Raw genomic sequence first — 24,095 nt, 5'->3', positions numbered from 1 at the left:
GTTTCAGCCCGTCCGAGGCTGATTCTCCGGCACTTTCCATCCGAAAAACGTTTAAAAAGCCTGTCGTTGCCGGCTTCGTCTCGATTATGCCTTACTCTAATTCCCTGATATGATGAGCGATCGGTGAATCCCACGTGGGCCGGCTAACAGGCCCCAGAACACCGAACTTGGGGATGATGGGTCAACGTACGACGAAAGCTGCCGGGCGTAGGTCAAGCCGCGGCATGTCTCTGGTGGGCAGCACGGCGTTCGCCGTGAGCGCGCTCGTCCTGTCGTCTGGCCTTGCCGCCTGGATGGTCGGCATCGACCCGACCGCGTGGCTGCACGGACCGGCACTCGCCAATACCACCGCCTCGTTGAATTTCGACGACCGCTTCGGCTCTCGCTCCACCATCAACACGGCTTCGCTCTACTATCCTCTGCGCCGCGGGTTCCGTTCGAGCCGCGGCGATTTCAATTCCGAGTTCGGTCAGATCGAGGACGCGCTGTCTGGTCAGCTGCGTGACACGCAGACCGAATTGCCGAGCAGCAGCGAGCCGGCGACGGCGTCGGTCGCCGCAACGACCACGGTGACGACCGCACCCGCGGTGCCGATGCCGCGGTCGCGGCCGGCCGAGGCCAATCTGCTCGCCCGCAACGATCAGCCGCTGCCGCCGCAGGCGCCGGTTCAGCAGGGCGACAACCGGACGTTCCTGCAGAAGATCGCCGACATGATGCCGGGCAAATTGCAGCTGGCCTCGGTCGATCCGAATGACGGGTTGTTGTCCGGCCCGAGCCCCGATCTCGGCAAGCTCGGTTATGACAGCACCACGGCGGTCTACGATATCACCGGCCGCATCGTGTACATGCCCGACGGCACCAAGTTCGAAGCGCATTCGGGGCTCGGCAACCTGCTCGACGATCCGGCGCATGTGAACGCCCGCAACGCCGGCGCAACTCCACCCGGCATTTATGAGATGAAGCCGCGCGAAAAGCTGTTCCACGGCGTGCCGGCGCTGCGCATGACGCCGGTCGATGGCAGCGATACGTTCGGGCGCGTCGGCCTGCTGGTCCACAGCTACATGCTCGGCCCGAACGGCGACTCCAACGGCTGCATCTCGGTCAAGCACTACGACAAATTCCTGCAGGCCTACCGCAGCGGCACGATCAAGCGCATCGCCGTCGTCATCAGCATCAGGGATGTCCAGTCGGCCTCGACCCGCTCGGCGTCGAACTCTTAAGGCCGCGCGCCGGCGCTGTTCGGTGCATCAGGTCCATCAACATTCAGAATGTCTCCTTACCTCCGGCGCGAAAGCGCCGGGCGATGCGCCGTGGGCGTGATGGAACGTTCAGGCAAAGCTCTCATACCTCTCGACGATCAATACTGTATACGTAAATTGGATATCAAAGTATTATATTACCGTAATTTGTATTATGATGGCTAATGATGTATACATAAAGTATCCGAGGAGATGCTGAGAGGGCGAACGATGCCAAAACCCTTCCCCATGAACGCGTGGTACGCGGCCGGCTGGGACGCCGAGATCAAGCACGCGCTGTTGCCGCGGACGATCTGCGGCAAGCATGTCGTGATGTACCGGAAGGGTGACGGCGAGGTCGTGGCGCTCGAGGATGCCTGCTGGCATCGCCTGGTGCCGCTCTCCAAGGGCCGGCTCGACGGCGATACCGTGGTCTGCGGCTATCACGGCCTGAAATACAATGCACAGGGCCGCTGCACCTTCATGCCCTCGCAGGAGACGATCAATCCGTCGGCCTGCGTGCGCGCCTATCCCGTCGTCGAGCGCCACCGCTTCATCTGGCTCTGGATGGGCGATCCCGCGCTGGCCGATCCGGCGCTGGTGCCCGACATGCACTGGAATCACGATCCGGCCTGGGCCGGCGACGGCAAGACCATTCACGTCAAATGCGATTACCGCCTCGTCGTCGACAATCTGATGGACCTGACGCACGAGACCTTCGTGCACGGCTCGAGCATCGGAAATGATGCGGTCGCCGAAGCGCCGTTCGACGTCACCCATGGCGAGAAGACCGTGACGGTGACGCGCTGGATGCAGGGCATCGAGGCGCCACCGTTCTGGGCCAAGCAGCTGCAGAAGCCGGGCCCGGTCGATCGCTGGCAGATCATCCGCTTCGAGGCGCCATGCACCGTCAATATCGATGTCGGCGTCGCGCCGGCCGGATCGGGCGCGCCGGAAGGCGATCGCTCGCAGGGCGTGAACGGCTATGTGCTCAACACCATCACGCCGGAGACCGAGAAGACCTGCCATTATTTCTGGGCCTTCGTCCGCAATCACCGCATCACCGAGCAGCGTCTGACCAGCGAAATCCGCGACGGCGTCGCCGGCATCTTCCACGAGGACGAGATCATCCTGGAGGCGCAACAGCGCGCGATGGACGAGAATCCGGACCGCGTATTCTACAATCTCAACATCGATGCCGGCGCGATGTGGGCGCGGCGCGTCATCGACCGCATGGTGGCGAAGGAGACTCCGTCGCAGCTGCAGGCAGCGGAGTAGGCGGCATGGCGGAACGCGAAACCGATCGCTCCGTGTCGCAGACCGTGCGGGCGCAGCTTGCGCTGCGCGATCTCGTGCTCTCGGGCCGGCTGCGGCCGGGCGAGCGCATATCCGAGCTGCAGGCGGTCGAGATCACCGGGGTGTCGCGCACGCCGGTGCGGATGGCGCTGGTCCGGCTCGAGGAGGAAGGCCTGCTGGAGGCGATCCCGTCCGGCGGCTTCATGGTCAAGGCATTTTCCGAGCGGGACATTCTCGATTCGATCGAGCTGCGCGGCACGCTGGAGGGGCTGGCTGCGCGCTTTGCCGCCGAGCGCGGCGTGTCGTCGCGCGATCTCGAGCCGCTGAAGGAATGCCTCAACGAGATCGATGGCCTGGTGCGGCAGGATCCGATCTCGGTCGAAGCGTTTTCATCCTATGTCGCGCTCAACGCGCGTTTCCATGCGCTGCTGACCGAGTTGTCGCGCAGCCCGCCGCTGATCCGGCAGATCGACCGCGCCTCGGCGCTGCCGTTCGCCTCGCCGAGCGGCTTCGTGATGGCGCAATCGGCCCTGCCCGAGGCGCGCCAGATCCTGCTGATCGCGCAGGACCACCATCGCGTGGTGGTCGACGCCATCGAGAATCGCGAGGGCGCGCGCGCCGAAGCGGTCATGCGCGAGCACGCCCGGCTTGCGGCGCGCAATCTGCGGCTCGCGCTGCGCAACCGCACTCACCTCGATCTGCTGCCGGCACTGGCGCTGATCACATCAGGCTGAACGGAGCGCGCCATGCGATTCATCGAAACCTGGACATCAGCGACGCTGGTTGAGACGCGCGACCTCACGCCCGCCATCCGCGAATTCCTGCTGCGGCCGGATCATTTCACCGGCGCGCCCTATCCCGTCGGCAGTCATATCGATGTCGGCGTCACCATCGACGGCCAGCCGCAGACCCGTTCCTATTCGCTGGTCGGCGAAGTCGATCCGCAAGGCTATCGGATCGCGGTGCGGCGCGCTCCGGATTCGCGCGGCGGCTCGCGCTACATGTGGTCGCTCGCGCCGGGGGCGCGGCTCAACATCACGCAGCCCGCCTCGCTGATGCAGCTCGACTGGACGCGGCGGCAGTTCTGCCTGATCGCGGGCGGCGTCGGCATCACGCCGATCGTCGGTGCGGCACAGGCGCTGGCCCGCCGCAACGCAGGCGTTGTGCTGCACTATGCCGTGCGCACGCGCAGCGATGCGGCCTATCTCGATAGGCTCGAAGGTTTGCTCGGCGAGCGCCTCATCGTCCATGCCGGTGACGAGGGCAGCCGGCTTGACCTCGAACGCGTCTTCGCAAACCTGCCGCGGGATACGATGACGCTGTTTTGTGGGCCGATGCGGATGCTGGATGCAGCGCGGCGCGCCTGGGAAGCGTCCGGCCGGGCGATGACCGACCTGCGTTACGAGACCTTTGGATCGAGCGGGCTGTTGCCGACCGAGGCGTTCCGCGTGCGGCTCGCGGGCCAGGGCGGCGAGTTGGGCACCGAGTTCGTGATCCCGCACGACCGCTCGATGCTGGACGTGCTCAACGACGCCGGCCATGAAGTGATGAGCGACTGCCGGCGCGGCGAATGCGGCGTCTGTGCGCTCGACGTCGTCGCTGTCGACGGCGAAATCGACCATCGCGACGTCTTCTTCAGCGAGCACCAGAAGCGGGAAAGCCGCAAGATCTGCGCGTGTGTTTCGCGTGCGCGCGGCACCATCACGGTGGACACACTGCATCGCCCCGACGTCCTGTGACGGGCGCGGGCGCTCGATCAGGCTACGCCGCGTGCACCGAGTGCTGCGGATCGTGATCGAGCAGCGCGGTGATCTCGCTGGCGGACATCGGCCGGCCGATCAGATAGCCCTGGACCTCGTCGCAACTGGTCTGGCGCAGATATTCGAGCTGATCGGCGGTCTCGACGCCTTCGGCCACGACGCCGATCTGCAGGTCCTGCGCGAGGCCGATCACCGATTTGACGATCGCGGCGCAATCCGGCTGGGTCAGCATGTCCCGGATGAAGGATTGATCGATCTTGATGCGGCTGAACGGCAGCTTGCGCAGATAGGTCAGCGACGAAAAGCCGGTGCCGAAATCGTCGAGCGCAACCGTCAGGCCAAGCTCGAGCAGCCCGTTCAGGATCGCGGGCGCCGATCCGTATTTCGAGATCAGCATCGACTCGGTGATTTCGATCTCGAGCCGGTTCGGCGCGACGTTGGCCTCGGCAAGCGCCTCGACGATGGTTTGCAGGATGCCGACGTTCTGGAACTGGACCGCGGAGAAATTCACCGCGATCCTGACGTCGTCAGGCCAGCGCGACAGCATCGCGCAGGCGTGGCGGATCACCCACTCGCCGAGCTGGTGGATCAGGCCGCTCTCCTCGGCGATCGGAATGAAGACGCTCGGCGGGATCAGGCCGCGCGCCGGATGCTGCCAGCGCAACAGCGCCTCGAAGCCGGTGATGCGGCCTTTGCGGATGTCGAGGAACGGCTGGTAGACGAGAAACAGCTGGTTCGCCTCGATCGCCTGTTCGAGGTCGCGCTGCAAGGCGCGGCGGTCGCGCGCCGATTGATCGTCGCTCGCCTCGAAGAAGCAGATCGTGCCGGGACCGGACTTCTTCGCGCGGTAGAGCGCGATGTCGACATGCTTGAGCAGATCGTGCGATGTGTTGCCGTCCCGCGGCGCGAGCACGATGCCGATGCTGATCGCGCTTGATATCTCGAATCCGTCGATCGGGAATGGATCGGCGAAGGCCGCGACGAACCGTTCGGCGATCGCAAGCACGTCCTCGGGCCGGGTCAGATTGGACATGATCAGCGCGAACTCGTCGCCGCCGATCCGCGCGACATGCTCGGCCGCGCGCGTGCAGCGCTGCAACCGGGCCGCGACCTGCACCAGGAATTCGTCGCCTGCCGGACGGCCGAACCTGTCGTTGATCTCCTTGAAGCGATCGAGATCGAGCAGCAGCACGGCGAATTCCTCGCCCGAGCGCGACAGGCGGTTCAGCGCGCCGCTGAGCGCCTCGTTGAAGGCGACGCGGTTCGGCAGATGCGTCAGCGGATCCTGCCGCACCGTCCGCTCGGCCTCATGCTGGGCAATGATGCGCCGGCGGAACTCGAACGCATTGACGAAGACGCCGCGCAGCAGCACGGAGCCGTAGACCAGCACGAGGACCGCCATCAGGAGATAGATGAAGTCGCCGTCGCGGCCGAGGCAGATCGCGGTGCCGACGAAGATCGGCGCGGTAAACGCGATCGCGGCGATCGGAATCGTGGAGAACGCGAAAGCGCCGCCGGCCAGCATGCCTGCGCAAAGACACGTGATCACCAATTGTGCGCCGCTCGATGCGTTCGCGAAGAAGGCGACGGGGACGACGCCCCAGGCGGCGCCGAGCGCCAGCGCATTGCGCACCAGCCGGTGCATGGTTCGTCGCGAGACGAATTGCGGTTTGGCGATGCGGCGCGATGCGCGCGCCTGCAGGCCGAAGAACAGCGCGGCGCCGCTCACGGCGGCCGCCCACACCAGCGCAAAGATCCAATCGGGCGATTGCCACAACGCAGCTGCCAGCACCAGCGCGTTGCAGGCGTTGGCCAGCATGATGCCGAAGGAATAGCCGAGCACGAGCGACACCTGCTCGGCGCGGATGTGGCCGGCAAGCGCTTCATCCGTCGGTGCGCCGAAGGCCGCGAGGTCACCCGCGAACAGGGCCGCGAAATATGATCTGAGATAGGTACGCATCTCACTACGTTGCCTGCGCGTCACGACGTCGCCTGCGCGGTTGGCCGTGGCGCAGCGCCGAAGAATTCTCTGCAAACCTTTGACAAACTATGAACTATTGGAACAGACCGTGCCACGCTGGGCTCACGTTTCGGTTCCACGGGCGGGCATTGCTAACAAATTGATACAAATGCGTGACGCGACGTCACGGACCGGCAGAGTTTGCCCAGCGCGCTGCTTGATCGCTCGCCGGTTTTTCGCAATGAGTCGGGTTCCCGCGACTAAAAACCAGAAGGTGCGCATGAGCCTCCCGGCCACGAACCATGATCCCGGGTTTCGTATCACGCGGGCGAGCCATGTGGTCCTGACCGTCCGCGACCTCGCGGCGAGCCGGCGGTTTTACGAAAAGGTGATCGGGCTGATCCTGACCGCGGAGCAGGGTGACACGCTCTACTTCCGCGGTGTCGAGGAGGCCTGTCATCACAGCCTTGTGTTGCGCAAGGGCAAGGGCGCGGTCTGCGCGCGGCTTGGCCTGCGGGTGTTCAGGGACGACGACCTCGATCGGCTCAAGGCTTTCTTCGAGGCGCATGGATGCGAGGCCGCCTGGGCCGAGGTGCCGCACCAGGGCCGCACGCTGCAGGCGACCGATCCGGCGGGAACGCCGCTGGAGTTCTGTGCGACCATGCCGGTCGAGCCGCGCATGATCACGCAATTCAGCCGCCATGCCGGCGGCTCAGCGCTGCGGCTCGATCACTATCAGGTGCTGACGCCGGACGTGCGCAAGGCATGCGAATTCTACACCGCGGCGGGCTTCCGGCTCAGCGAGTATATCGCGCCCGCCGGCACGTCCGATCTGCGCGGCGTGTTCCTGCAGCGCAAGGGCAATCCGCACGACATCGTGTTCTTCAACGGTGCGGGACCGCGGCTGCACCATTTCGCGTTCCTGGCGCCCGAGATCCATTATCTGCTGAACGCCTGCGATCTCGCCGGCGAGCTCGGCTATGGCGCGGCCGTCGAACGCGGCCCGGGGCGGCACGGGCCGGGACACGCGATGTATGTCTATATGCGCGATCCCGACGGGCACCGCGTCGAGCTCTTCAACACCCACTACCAGATCATGGACATCGAGAACGAGCCGATCGGCTGGGATCCGTCCGACCACAAGATCTCGTTTCCATGGGGCCTGCCGGCGCGGCAGGCCTGGTTCGAGGAGGCGACGCCGTTTGCCGATGTTCCGATCCGTGAGCCGCAGATGAAGCCGAAGCCGCTGACGCTAGAGAGCCACCTCGCGAAGTAGCATGTCGTTGTCCGTCGCAAACCCCGAGCCTGATCCAATCTACGATGTGGCAATCGTCGGCCTCGGACCGGTCGGCGCGATCTTCGCCAATCTGCTGGCGAAAGCCGGCTTGCGTGTTGCCGTCGTCGAGCGCGTCGCCGACATCTACGACAAGCCGCGCGCGATCACGCTCGATCACGAGGCGTTGCGTGTGCTGCAGGCGATCGGGCTCGGCGATTTCATGGAGCAGGCGATCGCTCCGCATAACGGCTCGCACTATCTCGGCGTCGACGGCGAGATCATCAAGATCTTCGATCCGATGCCGCCGCCGTTCCCGCTCGGCTGGATTCCGAATGTCACCTTCGTGCAGCCTGACCTCGAGCAGGCGCTGCGCGACAGGCTCGCCGAATATCCGCATGTCGACGTTTTCCTTGCGACCGCCGGCGTGGCGCTCGAGCAGGACGACACCGCGGTGACGTTGACCGCGCGTCGCGAGCGAGGCGAGGAGTTCCTGATCCGCGCGCGCTATCTGGTCGGCTGCGACGGCGCCAACAGCTTTGTCCGCAAGCAGCTCGGCGTCGGCCTCGACGACCTTGCCTTCGACGAATGGTGGATGGTGGTGGACACGCTGACCAGCGATCCCGCCAAGCGGCCGGCCAGGAGCTTTCAGTATTGCTGGCCGTCGCGTCCCGGCACCTTCGTGCCGGGTCCGCGCAATCTGCGGCGCTGGGAGATCAAGCTGCTGCCGGGCGAGGATCCCGAGGCGGCCGGCGCACCCGACAATGTCGTGCGGTTGCTGCAGGGCTTCACCGACATCTCCGATCTCACGATCTGGCGCTCGGCGGTCTATCGCTTCCACGCGCTGCTTGGGCAGCGCTGGCGTGATCGCCGCGTGCTGCTGATGGGCGATGCCGTGCACCAGATGCCGCCGTTCCTCGGGCAGGGGCTGTGTGCCGGCATCCGCGATGCCGTGAACCTCGCCTGGAAGCTGAGGCTGGTGCTGCGCGGCGATGCCGCCGAGGCGCTGCTCGACAGTTACGAGGTCGAGCGCAAGCCGCATGTCCGTGCCGTCGTCGCCAGCGCCAAGGAGTTCGGCAAGATCATCGGCGAGCTCGATCCCGTGGCTGCCGCCGAACGTGACGTGCGATTGCGCGCCGATCTGAAAGCCGGCAAGGCCGAAACCATCAGGCAGAAATTCATCCCCGATCTCGTCTCCGGTCTGATCGCGCGCGATGCTGTCCTTGCCGGGCGGCTGTTCGTGCAGCCGCATGTGCGTGCGCCGGACGGGCGAACGTGTCGGCTCGACGATCTGCTGAAGCCGGAATTTGCGATCGTGACGGCGGCAGCGGAGCCGATGGTGTGGCTATCGGACGAATCCCGTGCCGCCTGGCAGCATCTGGCCGGCGAGCGCATCGTGATCATCACATCAGGTGAAAGCGGTGATGCCGACGGCGTTCTGAGCGTGGTGGAGCGTGACGGGCTGTTCGCCGACTGGATGCGGCAACATGGTGTTGCAGCTATCATCGTGCGGCCTGACCGTTACGTCTTCGGTGCTGCCAGGAACGCCGACGAGCTCAATATGCTTGTCGGGCAACTGCTCCAGAACCTCAGCGCATGGCACTAGAGCGTTTTCGAGCGAGGTGGATGCCGGTTCGCGTCAAGAAAACGCGTCAAAACAAAAGGCTAGAGCCCCATTCCGATTAAATCGGAATGGGGCTCTAGCCTTTTCAAGCCGCCGCTTTGTCTGTACCACCGGAAGAAAGAAACTCCGGGGGAAACCAGTGAACGCCAATAATGATGCGGCCGAGTATGACTACGTCATCGTCGGTGCCGGCTCGGCCGGCTGCGTGCTCGCCAATCGCCTGAGCGCCGACGGCAAGCATTCGGTGCTGCTGCTGGAGGCCGGGCCGAAGGACACCAACATCTGGATCCATGTCCCGCTCGGCTACGGCAAGCTGTTCAAGGAAAAATCCGTCAACTGGATGTACCAGACCGAGCCCGAGCCCGGCCTGAACGGGCGGCAGGTGTTCCAGCCGCGCGGAAAAGTGCTTGGCGGCTCGAGCTCGATCAACGGCCTGCTCTATGTGCGCGGCCAGCACGAGGACTACGATCGCTGGCGCCAGCGCGGCAATGCCGGATGGGGCTATGACGACGTGCTGCCCTATTTCAGGAAGGCGGAGGATCAGCAACGCGGCGGCGACAAGTATCACGGCGCGGGCGGTCCGCTGCCGGTGTCGGACTGGCGCCATCACGATCCGCTGTCGGAAGCCTTCGTTCATGCTGCGGCCGAGGTCGGCATTCCGACCAATCCGGATTTCAACGGCGCGACCCAGGAGGGCGCGGGCTTCTTCCAGACCACGACGCGGCGCGGCCGGCGCGCCTCGACGGCGCGGTCCTATCTGCGGCCGGCGCTGACGCGCGGCAATCTGCGCGTCGAGACCTCGGCGCTGGCGCAGCGCATCCTGTTCGACGGCAAGCGCGCGAGCGGTGTTGCGTATAAGCAGAACGGGCAGTTGCGCGCGGCCAAGGCGCGCAAAGAGGTGCTGGTCTCGAGCGGCGCATACAACTCGCCGCAACTGCTGCAGCTCTCCGGCGTCGGCCCGGCCGAGCTGTTGAAGCAGCATGGCATCGAGATCGTGCTCGATGCGCCCGGCGTCGGCAACGATTTGCAGGATCACATGCAGGTGCGCATCATCACGCGCTGCGCGCAGACGGTGACGCTGAACGACGTCGTCAACAATCCGGTGCGCCGCGTCATGGCCGGCCTGCGCTACGCCGCGCTGCGCGAGGGGCCGCTGACGATCGCGGCCGGCACGTCGGGGGCGTTCTTCAAGACCAGCCCGCGGCTGGCGTCGCCCGACATCCAGATCCACTTCCTGCCGTTCTCGACCGACAAGATGGGCGAGAAGCTGCATCCGTTCTCGGGCTTCACGGCCTCGGTCTGCCAGCTGCGCCCGGAGAGCCGCGGCTCGCTGAAGATCAGGAGCGCGGATCCCAGCGTGCCGCCGGAAATCCGCATCAATTATCTGGCGACCGAGACCGATCGCCGCGCCTTCATCGACGGCATCCGCATCCTGCGCAAGATCCTGGCCGCGCCGGCGCTGAAATCATACTCGGTTGGCGAAGTCGATCCCGGCGCGAAGGTGGTCAGCGACGACGATCTGCTCGATTTCTGCCGCCGCACCGGCAGCACGGTCTATCATCCGACCTCGACCTGCCGGATGGGCAACGATGCGCTCGCGGTGGTCGACAACAGGCTCAAGGTGCGCGGTGTCGAGGGGCTGCGCGTGGTCGATGCCTCCGTCATGCCGGACCTGATGTCGGGCAACACCAACGCGCCGACGATCATGATCGCGGAGAAGGCGTCCGACATGATTTTGGAGGATGCGCGGTAACGCGGCTGTAGCGAACCCGTCATCCTGAGGAGCCGCGAAGCGGCGTCTCGAAGGATGCACGGCCCCGCTCTTGCGGCTCGGAGAGACTCGGGCCGTCGACCCTTCGAGACGCGCGCAAGAGCGCGCTTCCTCAGGGTGACGGTGATAGGGGGGCTTTGCCTCACCCCTTATACGCGCGTACCCGTGCCACCATCTGCTCGACATGGGCGATCGGCGTTTCCTGCAGGATGCCGTGGCCGAGATTGAAGATCAGCCGGCCCTGGCCAAAATTCTCCAGCACATCGTCCACCGCACGGTCGAGCGTGGCGCCGCCGGCGATCAGGGCCAGCGGATCGAGATTGCCCTGCACGGCGACGCGGCTCTGCACGCGCTCGCGGATCATCGACGGCTCGGCTGTCCAATCGATCGAGACGGCATCGACGCCGGTCTGCTCGACATAGGCCGGCAGCATGCCCGCCGCGCCGCGCGGAAAGCCGATGATCCTGGCGCCGGGGACCTGCTTGCGGACGCCGGCCACGATGCGCCGGGTCGGCTCGATCGACCAGCGGGCGAACTCCCGCGGCGGCAGCACGCCGGCCCAGGTGTCGAAGATCTGCAGGCAATCGGCACCGGCCTTGAGCTGACCGACGAGGTAGTGGATCGAGTTCTCGACCAGGACGTCGATGATCTTGGCAAACGCGTCCGGATGGCGGTAGGCGAGCATCCGCGCCGGCGCCTGGTCCGGTGTGCCCTGTCCGGCCACCATGTAGGTCGCAACCGTCCATGGCGCGCCGCAAAAGCCGATTAGCGCGATCTCGGGCGCAAGCTCGCGGCGGACGCGGCGCAGGGCTTCAAAGACCGGCTCGAGCTGGTCGAAATTGGCATGGGTGGCCAGTGTCGCGATCTCGCCGGGTGTCGCCAGCGGATCGAGCCGCGGCCCTTCGCCGGCCTCGAAACGCACCGAACGGCCGAGCGCATAGGGGATCACCAGGATGTCGGAGAAGATGATCGCGGCGTCGAAGTTGAACCTGCGGATCGGCTGCAGCGTGATCTCGGTGGCGAATTCGGGCGTGAAGCAGAGATCGAGGAAGCCGCCGGCCTTGGCGCGCAGCTCGCGATATTCCGGCAGATAGCGGCCGGCCTGCCGCATCATCCAGAGCGGCGGCGTGGCTTGCCGGTGGCCCGACAGGAGGTCGATGAGCGGCTTCTTGGTGGGATCCTGGGGCACGCGAAAGTTCCTGATCTCGGTCAAAATTTGGCCCCTGATACACGCTGCGGCGCAGCGGGCCAAGGCGGTTCTGGAACCCCGCTTTGCGTGGGCGCGTTGCCCCCCGAGAAGGAGGGACGACATGGCCGACAAATTCGATCCTGCCGCGCATGACAAGCATGCCGAGAAGCCGCACGAGGCCAAGGCCGCCGAGCGCAAGGCGCGCTCCCGGCTGAACGAGGGTCTGGAGGATACCTTCCCGGCGTCCGATCCGGTCAGCGCCACGCAGCCGGCGCCGTCGAAGCACGACGGCAATCGCGACAATTAGCTGGTATATCCCAGCGAATGCTAACCACGACGCGAAATCAGCTCAATCATATTGGAACGAACCGCCGCGTCGTGGCGGTTCGACGCGGGCCGCGCCCACTCAGCTAGACAGGGCCGCATTCGGGACACAGCATCCGGTCGAATTCGAAGGTCACGCCGAGCCGGCGCTCCAGGCGCCAGGCCAGAATGTAGTGCCGCCGGATCGGCTCGCTCTCGATCTCGAGGTCGAACGCGAACGGAAGTGCGGTGTCGCTTTCCACCGCAAGTCCCGCCCCTCCGGTCGAGATGTTGAGCACAAGACATCCGACGCTGGCGTTGCGGAACAGGATCGTGCCGCGTTTCATCAAGGCCATTCGCTGGCTGTCGGTCTTGTATCTTCTTATTGTTGTACTCACGGCAGTCTCCTACCCCGGTGTGATGCCCGGTCGCGATCGTGCTCTAGTTCACCAGCACGGCGCCGTCGCAGCGGATGCCCAGCACCCAGACGTCGACCTGGCCGAGCCCGATGCCGAGAGTCGAGAGCAGGGACGCCAGCACCTGATCGATCGGGCTCGTCACGCCGTTCAGGATGCTCATGACGAGCGCGCCCAATCCCGGGATCGGAATGCCAGCGATGTTGAGCGTGAGGTCACCGAGCAGACTTGCCGTCAGCGAAGACAGGAAGTTGGTCGTCGTTACGGTCTTCTTCGTTCCTGCCTGGATGTCGCTGTAGCTGAAATTGACGTTGGTCGGCGTGGTGTTGCCCATGCCGGCTTGGGCGAGGCCCGTGATCGGGATCCCCAGCACAGTGACCAGCGTCGCCGGCGGCGGATTGGGCTTGGTCGCGAAGTTGGTCATATCGGCGACCGTGACGTTGCCGATCCAGGCATCCACGATTCCCGGGGTCACGCCGACGGTGACCTGCGAGGTGCTGATGTTCGGATGGCCGCAGGACACCGCATTGAGCGTGGCGGTTCCCGAGGCGACTTCGACATAGACAGGCAGATTGATCGACGCGATGCTGCCGGAGCCGAGAACATTGACCGTCGCCAGGATCCTGGTCTGCGCGGTGTGCACGCTCACGCCCTGGGTGCCCATCGCGATCCAGCTCGAGCCGACCGGGCGCTCGCCGATCGTCGCGATCACCGACACGTTGGCGATGCCGGGCAGGCCGAGATTGACCGAGGTTGCGATCTGATGGCTGCCGTTGGCGATCTGCGCCACCGTGTTGACGAGGTCGAACACCGAGACGCTGGCGCCGACCTTCGGCTTCTGCCCTACGGTGAGGTTCGCGAAGGGCCCGAGGTCGATCAGGGTGCCCGGCGAAACCTTGGTCGAGGAGCCGGTGACGGCCTGGGAGATCGTCGACAGCGCGGTGGTCGCGGCGCCCGCGCCATTGGTGATCTGCTGGGTGGTCAGCGCAGCCGCCATCAAATCGCCGACCTTGACGTTGCTGCTCAAGAGGTCGCTATAGGTGACGCCGGTCAAATTGATCCGGGTTGCCAGCGCCGACAGGAAGTCCAGCGCGTCGATCTTGGCGCTGATCAGCGAATTGTAGTCCATCACCGAGAGCGACAGCGTGGTCCCGAGCATCGAGCCGAGCAGCGCGTTGACCACACCGCCGTTGACCGAGAGCAGCCGCGAGCCGATCGCGAATGTAGCCATTTCGGTCGATGTCGCGGTGGCGGTCGTCGTGATGTTGAAGCTGCTCGCGCCGGTGAGGTAGCGCGCGAAGTAGAGCGGGGTCTGGGTCGTCAGCGTGACGCGCGCGCGTTCGGAATTCCGACCGCCGGGGTCACGAAACGGGCCTGTGGCGCGATGGCGCTGCTTGCAGTGTAGGTCCCGGTCTCGACCTTGACCAGCGCACTGGCCGGATAGTTGTTCTGCGTCACCGTCGCGGAGGCGGCGTTGACCGGATTGCTCAAATTGGCGGCGGCGACGATCGCGGCGAGGTCGGCGGTGCTCTGGGTCTTGCGCCGATCGGCGAAGATCGTGCCGAGATCGATGGCAAGCCCGGCGCACCCGATCAGGAGCGTCATCAGGCCGGCGCCGATCATCGCGAAGTTTCCCCGCTCGTCGGCGCCGAAGCGCCGCATCAGCGTGAGGATGCCGCTCATCCTAGAACCCCCCATACTGAATCGCGGCGGAGCGGACGATGGTGCTCGCGGGCGCCGGCACGAAAGGCAGCTTGTAGATGAAGTTGCCGGCCGCGTTGTAGTTGAGCGTCACGATGTAGACGTTCGCGTTCGATGCCGACGGCGCGGCATTGACGGTGAGATTGCTGGGAACGAGCAGCGGATAGGTCGATACGTTGGCGGTGACGTAATTGGTTGCGAGGCTGTTGCGTTCAGTGTCGGTCATTCCGGCGATCGACGACCGCGCCGCTTCGGCGGCGAGTTGCTGAACGCCATGCACCATCGCAAGGTACGAGCCGAATACAATGATGCCGAAAATGAAGGCGAGGAACAGCGGCAGCATCAGCGCAAATTCGACGGCAGAAGCGCCGCTTCGACAGCGAAATAGCCTGGTCATGAGACACCTCGAAACGCAATCTACGGCGCCACGTTGCGAGGCTTTGATTAAGGAAAACTATGAAAACGCTTTCGCGAATCAGGGACGTCAATTCAGATGAATGGCGGCGCTTGGACTTATTGGGTGCGCGGTGCGTTATGGGGCGATCAAAATCTTTGATGCCGTGCCCGCAGAAATCCGGGGGCTGCTGGCGTCGAGGTGCTGCGCCCGTGTGCAGGTGCAGCCGTCCAATACCGTAGCATTACGTGGCAATGCACGTAACAATACATATGGCGCGCAATCATGGCGGTGTCGCGACAAATTGAAACTAAACGAAAGTGCAACCAAATGTTAGTATAGCTGAATCACATACTGGAGAACGTAATTGCGTCCCGTGCTGAGATTGGAGGGCTCGCGATGCACAGACCACGTCAGCATTTGAATATTCCTACTGAGATTGTTCGCACCGTCGTTGCGATTGCGGAGACGGGAAGTCTATCGAAGGCAGGGGAACGTCTCGGCCTCAGTCAGCCGGCGATCAGTTCGCAGGTCAAACGACTGCAGAGCCTGGTTGGTGGCGCGCTCTTCGTCAGAACGGCAAACGGCACAACGACCACCGAGCTCGGCAAGGTTGCCGTGCAGCAGGCAAGGCGCATCCTCGAAGCGAACGATCAGCTGCTTCGGCTGGGCGGCAATCATGAAGGACCGCAGCCGTTGCGGCTCGGCATGAGCACGATGCTCGCCGAGGAGTTCCTCAAGCTGCATCCCGCCGATGCGCTCGCCGACGTGTTGGTTCACGCCGACATGTCGCCGATCGTGATCAGGGGATTGATCGATGGCTACATCGACATCGCCTTCGTCTACAGCAACCCTTCGCTTGAGAACGAAGACGAGGTGACGATCGCCGCCGAGGCCGACGAGCGTTCGGTCTGGGTGCGATCACGCGATTTTGTGCTGCGGCCGGGCGCCCCGATCCCGATCCTGGCGTGGCCGGGCGACGACTGGATGATCCGGACGCTCACCAAGCACAACATCTCGTACAAGATCGTGTTCAGGAGCCCGAACCACCAACTGCGACTGGAAGCCGCATGGGCCGGATACGGCCTGACGGCGTGCCCCGAGCGGATGATCCCGTCCTCGCTGATTTCGGCGAAGGACTATTATCTTCCTGATCTTCCGGTGCAGAAGCGCCTGCTGTGTGTTCGCCCGGGCCTCGAGGGCAGCCGCGCGACGGCGATGGTGCAGCGGTTGTCCAGCCTGTTCTTCAGCGGCGCGAAGCCGATGCGTCAGGCGAGCAACATGTAGTCCGGTGCCGCCGCATTCCGGCGGCACTGATCAATAGTGCGGTGGGCGCTCGCTGGCGGGGCCTGGCGCCTGGCGTTCGGCTTCCTGAAGCCGGTCGCGCAACTCGGCGAGCTGGCGCGTCAACGCGTCGATCTGCTTCCACTGCGCCGTGATGGTCTGATTGAGCGTCTCGATGGTTTCGTCCTGATAGGTCAGGCGGACCTCCAGCGCATCGATCCGTTCGCTCAGTCTTGCCGTGTCATTCATGCGTGGCGTCCTCGCGTCCACGCTCGCGCAGCCCGTGGCCGAGCGCGACACGCTCGTCGAACACAAAGCAGTCGCCGCGCCAGCGGCTGTCCTGCTGTGGCGTTTCCTCGAGATATCTGAGGATGCCGCCCTTGAGGTGATAGACCTCGGCGAAGCCCTGCGCGAGCAGATAGGCGCTCGCCTTCTCGCAGCGGATGCCGCCGGTGCAGAACATCGCAATGCGGCGGTGCTTGGCGGGATCGAGATGCAGCGCGGCAAATTCCTTGAATTGCCCAAAGCTCGCAATCCTGGGATCGACCGCGCCTTCGAAGCTGCCCATCGCGACCTCGAACGCGTTGCGGGTATCGAGCACCATGATGTCGGGTGAGGCGATGAGTTCGTTCCAGTCGGCGGCGTCGACATAGGTGCCGACCTGCCGCGTCGGATCGACCGTGGTATCGCCGAGTGTGACGATCTCCTTCTTCAGCCGGACCTTGAGCCGCTGGAACGGCATCTGCGCGGCCTCGGAGAATTTCAGCTCGAGATTGTCGAGGCGGCCGCCGAACAGCGGCCCGTGCCTGAGTTCGGCGATGAAGCCATCGATCGCTTGGTCGCTGCCGGCGATGGTGCCGTTGATGCCCTCATGCGCGAGCAGCACGCTGCCCCTAAGATCGAGCCTTGCGCAGAGCGCGCGCAGCGGCTCGCGCAACGCGCGGAAGTCGGGCAGCACGGCGAACTGATAGAAGGCGGCGACCTTGAGGGGCATGGCCGGGGTTTATCAGGCCGGCTGGGTCGGCGTAACCCCGCAAAGCCATGCATTACCGGGATAATCCCTCTGGCATGCCAGGCATTGCTCAGCCGGGGATGAATGTGCCATGTACTCCCACCGTCCGCCGCAGCAGCATCAGCCCATCACGATCAAGCGAGCTCTCTGTTATGAGGAATTTCCACTTCGCCGGCCGTTCCACGGTCCACGCCCAGAACGCGATGGTCGCTACATCGCATCCGCAGGCGGCGCTGGTGGCCATCGAGGTGATGCGCGAGGGCGGCACGGCGGCTGACGCAGCTGTCGCGGCCTGCGCGCTGCTCGGCGTCATCGAACCGCAATCGACCGGCATCGGCGGCGACTGCTTTGCGCTGATCCAGCCGAGGGGCGAGGGCAAGATCACGGCCTACAACGGCAGCGGCCGGGCACCGATGGCGGCAACCGCCGATTGGTACCTCGAGCGCAAGATCCATTCGGTGCCGCTGACCTCGGCGCATGCCGTCAGCATTCCCGGCGCCATCGATGCCTGGGACGTGATCCTCAGGGATCACGGCAAGTTCGGCTTCGACCGGCTGCTGCAGCCCGCGATCAAGGCCGCCGAAGAAGGCTATGTCGTCGCTCCGCGCATCGCCTTCGACTGGAAGAACGGCTTCGAGAAGCTGAAGAACGGCACCAACACCGAGCGCTATCTGTTGCCGCACGGCAAGCCTGCGGTCGCCGGCGACGTGATCCGCCAGCCCGAGCTCGGCAAGACGCTGCGCGCCATCGCGCAGAAGGGCCGCGATGCCTTCTATAGCGGCGAGATCGCCGCCGACATGGTCGACACGCTGCGCGGCATCGGCGGCCTGCACACGCTCGAGGACTTTGCGGCGCACTCGACGGAGTCGACCTCGCCGATCGGCACGATGTACAAGGGCTACGACGTCTGGCAGTGCCCGCCGAACGGCCCGGGCATCACGATGCTGGTGATGCTCAACATCCTGTCGCGCTTCGACCTGACCAAGTTCAAGCCGCTCAGCATCGAGCGCTTCCACCTCGAGGCGGAAGCTGCGCGCATCGCCTACATGATGCGCGAGCAGTATATCGCCGATCCCCAGCACGCCCATGTCGATGTCGCCGGCATCCTGTCGAAGGAGTTCGCCGACGAGCACATCAAGAACATCCGGATGGACCGGCTGCTCGAACTGCCGAATGTTGCGCCACCGATGAATCCGTCGACCGTCTACATCACGGTGGTCGACAAGGATCGCAACGTCTGCTCCTTCATCAACTCGATCGCGCATTCGTTCGGCTCGGCGATCGTCTCCAACAAGACCGGCGTCCTGCTGCAGAATCGCGCCGGCGGCTTCCGCATCCAGCCCGGCCATCCGAACTGCATCGCGCCGGGCAAGCGTCCGCTGCACACCATCATCCCGGCGCTGGCCACCAGGAACGGCCGTGCGGTGATGCCGTATGGCGTGATGGGCGGGCAGTATCAGCCGGTCGGCCAGACCCATGTGCTGACCAACATGCTCGACTACGGCTGTGACATTCAGGAAGCGATCGACATGCCGCGCGGCCTGCATTACGAGGGCGTCTATCAGCTCGAGGACAGCGTGCCGGCGGAGATTGTCGAAGGCCTGAAGAAGATCGGCCACAAGACCACCAGCGTGGTCGCGCCGCTCGGCGGCGGCCAGGGCATCTGGATCGATTGGGACAAGGGCACGCTGACCGGCGGCTCCGATCCGCGCAAGGACGGTTGCGCGCTCGGCTACTGATCGCGATCAACATCAATCAAGGAAGGACGTCCCGGATGCAATCTTCACGACGCACGATCATCAGGACTGCGTTCGCCGGCCTTGCGGCGGCAGTCTCCACATCCGTTGCCGGCGGTCCGGCAGCGGCCCAAACCGCAGGAAAGCCCATGACCACAGCTTCAGGCCTCCAGATCATCGACAGCAAGGCCGGCACCGGCGCCTCGCCGAAGCCCGGCCAGACCTGCGTTATGCACTACACCGGCTGGCTCTACGAGAACGGCCAGAAGGGCAAGAAATTCGACTCCTCGGTCGATCGCAACGAGCCGTTCGAGTTTCCGATCGGCCAGGGCCACGTGATCAAGGGCTGGGACGAGGGCGTCGCCACCATGAAGGTCGGCGGTAAGCGCACGCTGATCATCCCGCCGAACCTCGGCTACGGCGCGCGCGGCGCCGGCGGCGTGATCCCGCCGAATGCCACGCTGATGTTCGACGTCGAGCTGCTGGGCGTGAAATAAGCGGCACCCGCGAAAGGGGAGGCGCAGCGATGAAGATCTCGATCCTCGACGATTATTTCGACACGCTGCGCACCCTCGATTGTTTCCGCAAGCTCGACGGCCACGACGTCACGATCTGGAACGATCATGTCCAGGATGTCGACGCGCTCGCGGAACGGCTCTCCGACACCGACGCGCTGGTCCTGATCCGCGAACGCACCCAGATCCGCGCGCCGCTACTCGAGCGGCTGCCGAAGCTGAAGCTGATCAGCCAGCGCAGCGTCTATCCGCATATCGACATCGAGACCTGCACGCGGCTCGGCATCATCGTGTCGTCCAGCCAGCACGCCGATACGCCGTCTTACGCGACCGCCGAGTTCACCTGGGGCCTGATCGTCGCCGCGATGCGCGCGATCCCGCAGCAGATGGCGGCGCTGAAGGCCGGCAAATGGCAGATCGGCGTCGGCCATACGCTGCGCGGCAAGACGCTCGGCATCTATGGCTACGGCCGCATCGGCGCGGTGGTCGCGGGTTACGGCAGGGCGTTCGGCATGAACGTGCTGGTCTGGGCGCGCGAGGGCGCCTTGGCGAAGGCCCGCGCCGACGGCTACGAGACCGCGGCCAGCAAGGCCGATTTCTTTACTCGCTGCGACGTGCTGTCGCTGCATATGCGGTTGGTCGACGCGACGCGCGGCATCGTCAAGGCGGAAGATCTCGCGCGAATGAAGGAAACCGCGCTGATCGTCAACACCAGCCGCGCGCCGCTGATCGAGCCGGGCGCGCTGGTCGATGCGCTGCGGGCTGGCCGGCCAGGTATGGCCGCGGTCGATGTCTACGAGAAGGAGCCGCTGCGCGACACGACGGACCCGCTGCTCAATATGGACAATGTGGTCTGCACGCCGCATCTCGGCTACGTCTCGCGCGACGAATACGAGATCCAGTTCACCGACATCTTCGATCAGGTCGTGGCCTACGCCGCCGGTACGCCGACCAATGTGGTCAATCCGGATGTGCTGGCACATCCGGATGTGCTGGCACATCCGCGCCCGCGCGGCTGACGCGCGTCGCACATGCTCGAACAGCGGGCCCGATCGGCCGGCCGTCTTGTCTGTCGTTCAGCGAGGCCAATGGGCCGCTGAGGTCGCTCTCTTGAGCGCATTTCTGACGATACGCTTGGCGCCGCCAAGTGCCTTCTGCCCCTTACCCTTGGCTTCCTGGATCGCGCCTCGGCCCTGCATCGCCGGAGAACCGGTGGCCTTGCCAATGCGCCGCCTGAGCCTGCCGATCGCCTCGTTGGCCCTGCCCCTGATCTTGTCGGTCGTGCTGGTCATGAAATACTCCTTCGAAATACGCTGACGCAACGCGCTGGGACATCGCGATGTTCCGATTGGCAATGTTCCGATTTTGCGCTCGCCTGCGCGCGCGCTTTTCGGTAGCGTTCCAGGCACGAAACTCGACCAACGAAAGCAAGAACGATGAGCGGTTCCCACGATCACACCCATTCTCATGACCACGGTCATCACCATCACGACGACGAGCGCTGGAAGCACGACGGCGTCCGCGTGATTCCCGGCAACCAGCTCGATCCGAACGTCCCGTCGACCGCCGGCATGGACCGCAAGGCCGCGATCAATTTCGCCCGCGTCGGCGCGCAGAAATTGTGGGCGGGCACCGTCAGCATCAAGCCGGACGCCAAGACCGGCGCGCATCATCACGGTCATCTCGAAAGCATCATCTACGTCGTGAAGGGCAAGGCGCGGATGCGCTGGGGCGAGAAGCTGCAGTTCACCGCCGAAGCCGGCCCCGGCGATTTCATTTTCGTGCCACCCTACGTGCCGCATCAGGAGATCAATGCCAGTCCCGACGAGGTGCTGGAATGCGTGCTGGTGCGCTCCGACGGCGAGGCGGTCGCGATCAATCTCGACATCGAGCCGGTCGAGAAGCCGGAGAATGTGCTGTGGGTCGATCCGGTGCACCGGCATCCCGACGAGAAGAAGTGACGAGGCGGCCAGGCCGCGTTGAAAGAACAACAAAACAGGGAGGCCAGCATGACGCTCGTTCGTTACGAGAGTGCGGATCACGTCGCCACCATCACGATGGCCCGCAGCGAAAAGCACAATGCGCTGAACAATGCGCTGTGCAGCGAGTTGCGTGATGCCTGGCTGCGCTTTCGCGACAGCGACGATCGCGTCGCGGTGCTGGCTTCCTCGGAGGAGAAGTATTTTTCGGTCGGCGCCGATGTGGCCGACCTTCCGGTCAATATGTGGCACGCGGTCCCCGGTCTGGGCGTCGAACTGGACAAGCCGGTCGTTGCGGCAACGTCTGGCTGGGTGGTCGGCGGGGCCTTCGTGCTGGTCCAGATGGCCGATTTGTGCGTGGCGTCGGAGACGACGCGTTTCATTTATCCCGAGGGCAAGATCGGAACCACGGCGGGTGGCGTCTCGTCGGTGATGGCGCGGATGCCGCACAAGATCGCGATGGAGTTTCTTCTGGTCGGCGAGGAGATGTCGGCGGAGCGCGCCTACCAGATCGGTTTCGTCAACAAGGTGGTGGCAAAGGGACAACATATCGCGATGGCACAGGAGATGGCCGCGAAGATCGCCGGCAACGCGCCGCTGGTGGTCCGCGCGCTAAAGAAGCTCGCCCGTGAAGCCATGCCGAAGGGGCCGCTGGAGACGGTCGCCGACGTGCGGCGGTTGCTCGACGAAGTCAGGGACAGCGATGATCTCAAGGAAGGCGTCAAGGCCTTCAGCGAGAAGCGCAAGCCGAGATTTACGGGAAGGTGAACCTCCGGCTGCGCGTCATTGCGAGCGAAGCGAAGCAATCCATCTTTCCGCGCATGCGGATGAATGGATTGCTTCGTCGCTGTCGCTCCTCGCAATGACGGGGCTAGAGCGTCACACAAACACCCGGTGATCGATCGACCCGTTCGGCACCACATAGCCGTAGCGCGTGTGCGACGGCTCGGGGCCGGCCTTTTCATACTGCGCCTTCATCATCGCAAAGCGGTCGCCCTTGATGTCGAGCATCGCGCGCTTCGGCTGGATGTTGTAGAGCCGTGCGTTGTTGTCGCCGAAGATCGCGGTCTTCACCGGCCCGTCGGCCGGCCCAAGCGGCGCGTAGCCGAACTTCTTCTGCATCATTTCGGGGATCTCCAGCCGCCGCAGCCCCTCGATCTGCCATTGCGGCGCGCCGGTCCACAGTGCGTCGGTGCCCCAGCAGACGTGGTCGACGCCGAGGCCCTTGATCAGGGTGCCCATCAGCGCGGCGCAGACATTGGGCTCTGCGACCAGCGTGGTCGCGAACAACTGCCCGACATCGCCATAGACATTGTTGACGCCATACTGCGCCGGGATGTCGGCGAGATCGGAGGTCCAGGTGATGCGGCCGGTGCGCTCGAACTCGGCGAGCGCGACCCTGGGATCGCCGCCGACATGGCGATAGGCCGAGTGGTAGATGATGAAATTGAGCTGCGGCCAGTCCTTGGCGGCCTGGCCGACATCGGCAACGTCGGCGAAGCCGCGCAGATTCGGATATTGCTTCTCGATCCCGGGCGGGAACAGTCCCTTGTGGACGCAGACATTCTTGATGCCCGCCTTCACCATCTTCTCATAGCCCTTGTAGGCAACCTTCTCGTCGTCCAGCCGCCAGGGGTAGCGGCTGATCTCCTTGTGGGTGTTGTCGCCGATCGTGTAGCCCTTGCAGGATTCCGGCTTCAAGGCCAAGGCAGCATCGAGCTTGTCGAGCCAGCCGGGCTGCCCGGGCGTGAAGATTGCGTGGCAGAACACGCGGCGCGAGCCGGCCTCGTCGTTCATCTTCTTGCGCGCGTCAGCCATCTGCTCGTTGGTCAGGAACCAGTCCTGCTCGATATCCGACGGCGCCGAGGAGATCAGCGCGATCTTGGTGTCGGAATCGAGAAACATCTCCTTCTTGTAGTTGTTGAACTTCAGATCCTCGATGGTCTGCTCGTGATCTTTGAGCTCCTTATTCCAGCCGGCCTTGCCGACCGCCTTGCGCATTTCCACAAAGCCCATGATGCGGGTGTCGTCGCGCAGGAAATGCGTGTGCATGTCCATGATGAACTGATCCTTCAGTCCGTTGGCGCGCTCTTGCGCCATCGCGGGCGTTGCGGCTTCCGCCGGCGTCACGTCGAACAGCTCCCCGTAGACCTGGTTCATCGCGACGAAGGAAGCGGCCATGCCGGCGGCGGTCTGGAAGAATTTGCGGCGATCGAGGCCCTGCTTGCCGCCGAGATCGTCGGCCATCGCGAGCAGCCGCGCCTCGACTTCGCGCTGCCGTTCGTTCTGTGGGTCGGGATAGAACTCGTCGCTGGAGACGATCTGGGTCGGGATCGGCGTCTGGTGCTGGCACAGTTCCGAGGGCATCAAGGCGGCAAGTTCTTCGTCGGTGAGATTGCTGCTCATTCTTCGCTCCCGCTTCTCGCCGGATTTTTCCGGTCGAACCGCGGCGGAGACTAGGACCAAGTCCCTCCGTCGTCCGCGCAGAATGCCGCGACCGACGTTCACAAAATCGTGCATCACCGTCGCCGTCATTGCGAGGAGCGCAGCGACGAAGCAATCCACGCTTCCGCAAGCGGCGCCATGGATTGCTTCGCTTGCGCTCGCAATGACGGTTGTAGATGCTAGCATTGCACAACACGAG

Annotated in this window: 24 protein-coding genes; 14 read left to right on the top strand and 10 right to left on the bottom strand. The window is 64.5% G+C overall.

What is annotated here, in order from left to right:
- Positions 1 to 254: 254 nt before the first annotated feature.
- From AKN84_RS29505 to AKN84_RS29490, 4 genes are all read left to right on the top strand, one after another.
- Positions 255 to 1,220: a DUF2778 domain-containing protein gene (locus AKN84_RS29505; protein WP_244485579.1), complete on the top strand. Its 966-nt coding sequence runs from the start codon at positions 255 to 257 to the stop codon at positions 1,218 to 1,220.
- Positions 1,221 to 1,469: 249 nt separating this feature from the next.
- Positions 1,470 to 2,516, top strand: a complete 1,047-nt coding sequence (locus AKN84_RS29500; RefSeq protein ID WP_050424034.1) for an aromatic ring-hydroxylating dioxygenase subunit alpha — start codon at positions 1,470 to 1,472, stop codon at positions 2,514 to 2,516.
- A gap of 5 nt (positions 2,517 to 2,521) precedes the next feature.
- Positions 2,522 to 3,268 carry a GntR family transcriptional regulator gene (locus AKN84_RS29495; protein ID WP_050424033.1) on the top strand — a complete coding sequence of 249 codons (747 nt, stop codon included), beginning with the start codon at positions 2,522 to 2,524 and terminating at the stop codon, positions 3,266 to 3,268.
- A gap of 12 nt (positions 3,269 to 3,280) precedes the next feature.
- Positions 3,281 to 4,273: a PDR/VanB family oxidoreductase gene (locus tag AKN84_RS29490; protein WP_050424032.1), complete on the top strand. Its 993-nt coding sequence runs from the start codon at positions 3,281 to 3,283 to the stop codon at positions 4,271 to 4,273.
- 22 nt (positions 4,274 to 4,295) lie between these two features.
- Here AKN84_RS29490 and AKN84_RS29485 read toward each other — a convergent pair whose 3' ends face one another.
- The gene (locus tag AKN84_RS29485; protein WP_050424031.1) at positions 4,296 to 6,254 is read right to left on the bottom strand and encodes a putative bifunctional diguanylate cyclase/phosphodiesterase; all 1,959 of its coding nucleotides are present in this window, start codon (positions 6,252 to 6,254) and stop codon (positions 4,296 to 4,298) included.
- A gap of 280 nt (positions 6,255 to 6,534) precedes the next feature.
- On the opposite strand from AKN84_RS29485, the gene AKN84_RS29480 reads away from it, so the two are divergent.
- From AKN84_RS29480 to AKN84_RS29470, 3 genes are all read left to right on the top strand, one after another.
- Entirely contained in the window at positions 6,535 to 7,530 is a 996-nt protein-coding gene (locus tag AKN84_RS29480) for a VOC family protein (protein WP_244485577.1), read from the top strand.
- Position 7,531: 1 nt separating this feature from the next.
- The gene (gene mhpA, locus AKN84_RS29475) at positions 7,532 to 9,133 is read left to right on the top strand and encodes a bifunctional 3-(3-hydroxy-phenyl)propionate/3-hydroxycinnamic acid hydroxylase MhpA (protein ID WP_050424029.1); all 1,602 of its coding nucleotides are present in this window, start codon (positions 7,532 to 7,534) and stop codon (positions 9,131 to 9,133) included.
- Between the two features lie 157 nt (positions 9,134 to 9,290).
- Positions 9,291 to 10,904, top strand: coding sequence for a GMC family oxidoreductase (locus AKN84_RS29470; RefSeq protein WP_050424028.1), 1,614 nt, complete (start codon positions 9,291 to 9,293; stop codon positions 10,902 to 10,904).
- Between the two features lie 160 nt (positions 10,905 to 11,064).
- On the opposite strand, the gene hemE is transcribed toward AKN84_RS29470, so the two are convergent.
- On the bottom strand, positions 11,065 to 12,111 hold the full coding sequence (gene hemE, locus AKN84_RS29465; protein ID WP_050424027.1) for a uroporphyrinogen decarboxylase: 1,047 nt from the start codon (positions 12,109 to 12,111) through the stop codon (positions 11,065 to 11,067).
- 121 nt (positions 12,112 to 12,232) lie between these two features.
- On the opposite strand from hemE, the gene AKN84_RS29460 reads away from it, so the two are divergent.
- Positions 12,233 to 12,418, top strand: coding sequence for a hypothetical protein (locus tag AKN84_RS29460; RefSeq protein ID WP_050424026.1), 186 nt, complete (start codon positions 12,233 to 12,235; stop codon positions 12,416 to 12,418).
- A 103-nt stretch (positions 12,419 to 12,521) separates the two neighbouring features.
- Here the strand turns inward: AKN84_RS29460 and AKN84_RS29455 are convergent, their stop codons facing one another.
- The 4 genes from AKN84_RS29455 to AKN84_RS29445 form a co-directional block, all read right to left on the bottom strand.
- Complete coding sequence (locus AKN84_RS29455; protein ID WP_244485576.1) at positions 12,522 to 12,812, bottom strand: hypothetical protein; 291 nt, start codon at positions 12,810 to 12,812, stop codon at positions 12,522 to 12,524.
- 43 nt (positions 12,813 to 12,855) lie between these two features.
- Complete coding sequence (locus AKN84_RS29450; protein WP_244485574.1) at positions 12,856 to 14,061, bottom strand: Tad domain-containing protein; 1,206 nt, start codon at positions 14,059 to 14,061, stop codon at positions 12,856 to 12,858.
- Between the two features lie 89 nt (positions 14,062 to 14,150).
- On the bottom strand, positions 14,151 to 14,513 hold the full coding sequence (locus tag AKN84_RS49395) for a pilus assembly protein TadG-related protein (protein ID WP_244485572.1): 363 nt from the start codon (positions 14,511 to 14,513) through the stop codon (positions 14,151 to 14,153).
- A 1-nt stretch (position 14,514) separates the two neighbouring features.
- On the bottom strand, positions 14,515 to 14,928 hold the full coding sequence (locus AKN84_RS29445) for a TadE/TadG family type IV pilus assembly protein (RefSeq protein ID WP_050424025.1): 414 nt from the start codon (positions 14,926 to 14,928) through the stop codon (positions 14,515 to 14,517).
- Positions 14,929 to 15,324: 396 nt separating this feature from the next.
- Between AKN84_RS29445 and AKN84_RS29440 the strand changes: the two genes are divergently transcribed.
- Entirely contained in the window at positions 15,325 to 16,212 is an 888-nt protein-coding gene (locus AKN84_RS29440) for a LysR family transcriptional regulator (protein WP_244485570.1), read from the top strand.
- Between the two features lie 30 nt (positions 16,213 to 16,242).
- Here AKN84_RS29440 and AKN84_RS29435 read toward each other — a convergent pair whose 3' ends face one another.
- Together AKN84_RS29435 and trhO are read right to left on the bottom strand one after the other, a co-directional pair.
- Entirely contained in the window at positions 16,243 to 16,458 is a 216-nt protein-coding gene (locus AKN84_RS29435; protein ID WP_050424023.1) for a SlyX family protein, read from the bottom strand.
- Positions 16,451 to 17,203 carry an oxygen-dependent tRNA uridine(34) hydroxylase TrhO gene (gene trhO / locus AKN84_RS29430; RefSeq protein WP_050424022.1) on the bottom strand — a complete coding sequence of 251 codons (753 nt, stop codon included), beginning with the start codon at positions 17,201 to 17,203 and terminating at the stop codon, positions 16,451 to 16,453. The genes AKN84_RS29435 and trhO overlap by 8 nt, the downstream gene beginning before the upstream one ends.
- Positions 17,204 to 17,373: 170 nt before the next feature.
- Between trhO and ggt the strand changes: the two genes are divergently transcribed.
- From ggt to AKN84_RS29415, 3 genes are read left to right on the top strand one after another with little or no spacing between them, the layout of a single operon-like run.
- Complete coding sequence (gene ggt / locus AKN84_RS29425) at positions 17,374 to 18,960, top strand: gamma-glutamyltransferase (protein WP_050424021.1); 1,587 nt, start codon at positions 17,374 to 17,376, stop codon at positions 18,958 to 18,960.
- Positions 18,961 to 18,995: 35 nt separating this feature from the next.
- A complete protein-coding gene (locus AKN84_RS29420; protein WP_128971266.1) occupies positions 18,996 to 19,454 on the top strand; it encodes an FKBP-type peptidyl-prolyl cis-trans isomerase in 459 nt (152 codons plus the stop codon).
- A gap of 29 nt (positions 19,455 to 19,483) precedes the next feature.
- The gene (locus AKN84_RS29415; RefSeq protein WP_050424020.1) at positions 19,484 to 20,491 is read left to right on the top strand and encodes a D-2-hydroxyacid dehydrogenase family protein; all 1,008 of its coding nucleotides are present in this window, start codon (positions 19,484 to 19,486) and stop codon (positions 20,489 to 20,491) included.
- A gap of 57 nt (positions 20,492 to 20,548) precedes the next feature.
- Here the strand turns inward: AKN84_RS29415 and AKN84_RS29410 are convergent, their stop codons facing one another.
- Positions 20,549 to 20,764 carry a CsbD family protein gene (locus AKN84_RS29410; RefSeq protein WP_050424052.1) on the bottom strand — a complete coding sequence of 72 codons (216 nt, stop codon included), beginning with the start codon at positions 20,762 to 20,764 and terminating at the stop codon, positions 20,549 to 20,551.
- 144 nt (positions 20,765 to 20,908) lie between these two features.
- Between AKN84_RS29410 and AKN84_RS29405 the strand changes: the two genes are divergently transcribed.
- Together AKN84_RS29405 and AKN84_RS29400 are read left to right on the top strand one after the other, a co-directional pair.
- A complete protein-coding gene (locus AKN84_RS29405; protein ID WP_050424019.1) occupies positions 20,909 to 21,433 on the top strand; it encodes a cupin domain-containing protein in 525 nt (174 codons plus the stop codon).
- 48 nt (positions 21,434 to 21,481) lie between these two features.
- Positions 21,482 to 22,219 carry an enoyl-CoA hydratase/isomerase family protein gene (locus AKN84_RS29400; protein WP_050424018.1) on the top strand — a complete coding sequence of 246 codons (738 nt, stop codon included), beginning with the start codon at positions 21,482 to 21,484 and terminating at the stop codon, positions 22,217 to 22,219.
- Positions 22,220 to 22,330: 111 nt separating this feature from the next.
- Here the strand turns inward: AKN84_RS29400 and AKN84_RS29395 are convergent, their stop codons facing one another.
- The gene (locus AKN84_RS29395) at positions 22,331 to 23,857 is read right to left on the bottom strand and encodes an amidohydrolase family protein (RefSeq protein WP_050424017.1); all 1,527 of its coding nucleotides are present in this window, start codon (positions 23,855 to 23,857) and stop codon (positions 22,331 to 22,333) included.
- Positions 23,858 to 24,095 lie beyond the last annotated feature (238 nt).

Source organism: Bradyrhizobium tropiciagri (genome assembly GCF_001189845.1).
Lineage (GTDB): Bacteria > Pseudomonadota > Alphaproteobacteria > Rhizobiales > Xanthobacteraceae > Bradyrhizobium > Bradyrhizobium tropiciagri.
Note: the sequence above shows the minus strand (reverse complement) of the source record. Positions and strands in the feature narration are given on the sequence as shown.

Coding starts and splice junctions, on each gene's coding strand:
- AKN84_RS29500 (WP_050424034.1), top strand. CDS start 1,470: ATGCCAAAACCCTTCCCCATGAACGCGTGGTACGCGGCCGGCTGGGAC.
- AKN84_RS29495 (WP_050424033.1), top strand. CDS start 2,522: ATGGCGGAACGCGAAACCGATCGCTCCGTGTCGCAGACCGTGCGGGCG.
- AKN84_RS29490 (WP_050424032.1), top strand. CDS start 3,281: ATGCGATTCATCGAAACCTGGACATCAGCGACGCTGGTTGAGACGCGC.
- AKN84_RS29485 (WP_050424031.1), bottom strand. CDS start 6,254: ATGCGTACCTATCTCAGATCATATTTCGCGGCCCTGTTCGCGGGTGAC.
- AKN84_RS29480 (WP_244485577.1), top strand. CDS start 6,535: ATGAGCCTCCCGGCCACGAACCATGATCCCGGGTTTCGTATCACGCGG.
- mhpA (WP_050424029.1), top strand. CDS start 7,532: ATGTCGTTGTCCGTCGCAAACCCCGAGCCTGATCCAATCTACGATGTG.
- AKN84_RS29460 (WP_050424026.1), top strand. CDS start 12,233: ATGGCCGACAAATTCGATCCTGCCGCGCATGACAAGCATGCCGAGAAG.
- AKN84_RS29450 (WP_244485574.1), bottom strand. CDS start 14,061: ATGGCTACATTCGCGATCGGCTCGCGGCTGCTCTCGGTCAACGGCGGT.
- AKN84_RS49395 (WP_244485572.1), bottom strand. CDS start 14,513: ATGAGCGGCATCCTCACGCTGATGCGGCGCTTCGGCGCCGACGAGCGG.
- AKN84_RS29445 (WP_050424025.1), bottom strand. CDS start 14,928: ATGACCAGGCTATTTCGCTGTCGAAGCGGCGCTTCTGCCGTCGAATTT.
- AKN84_RS29440 (WP_244485570.1), top strand. CDS start 15,325: ATGCACAGACCACGTCAGCATTTGAATATTCCTACTGAGATTGTTCGC.
- AKN84_RS29435 (WP_050424023.1), bottom strand. CDS start 16,458: ATGAATGACACGGCAAGACTGAGCGAACGGATCGATGCGCTGGAGGTC.
- trhO (WP_050424022.1), bottom strand. CDS start 17,203: ATGCCCCTCAAGGTCGCCGCCTTCTATCAGTTCGCCGTGCTGCCCGAC.
- ggt (WP_050424021.1), top strand. CDS start 17,374: ATGAGGAATTTCCACTTCGCCGGCCGTTCCACGGTCCACGCCCAGAAC.
- AKN84_RS29420 (WP_128971266.1), top strand. CDS start 18,996: ATGCAATCTTCACGACGCACGATCATCAGGACTGCGTTCGCCGGCCTT.
- AKN84_RS29415 (WP_050424020.1), top strand. CDS start 19,484: ATGAAGATCTCGATCCTCGACGATTATTTCGACACGCTGCGCACCCTC.
- AKN84_RS29410 (WP_050424052.1), bottom strand. CDS start 20,764: ATGACCAGCACGACCGACAAGATCAGGGGCAGGGCCAACGAGGCGATC.
- AKN84_RS29405 (WP_050424019.1), top strand. CDS start 20,909: ATGAGCGGTTCCCACGATCACACCCATTCTCATGACCACGGTCATCAC.
- AKN84_RS29400 (WP_050424018.1), top strand. CDS start 21,482: ATGACGCTCGTTCGTTACGAGAGTGCGGATCACGTCGCCACCATCACG.
- AKN84_RS29395 (WP_050424017.1), bottom strand. CDS start 23,857: ATGAGCAGCAATCTCACCGACGAAGAACTTGCCGCCTTGATGCCCTCG.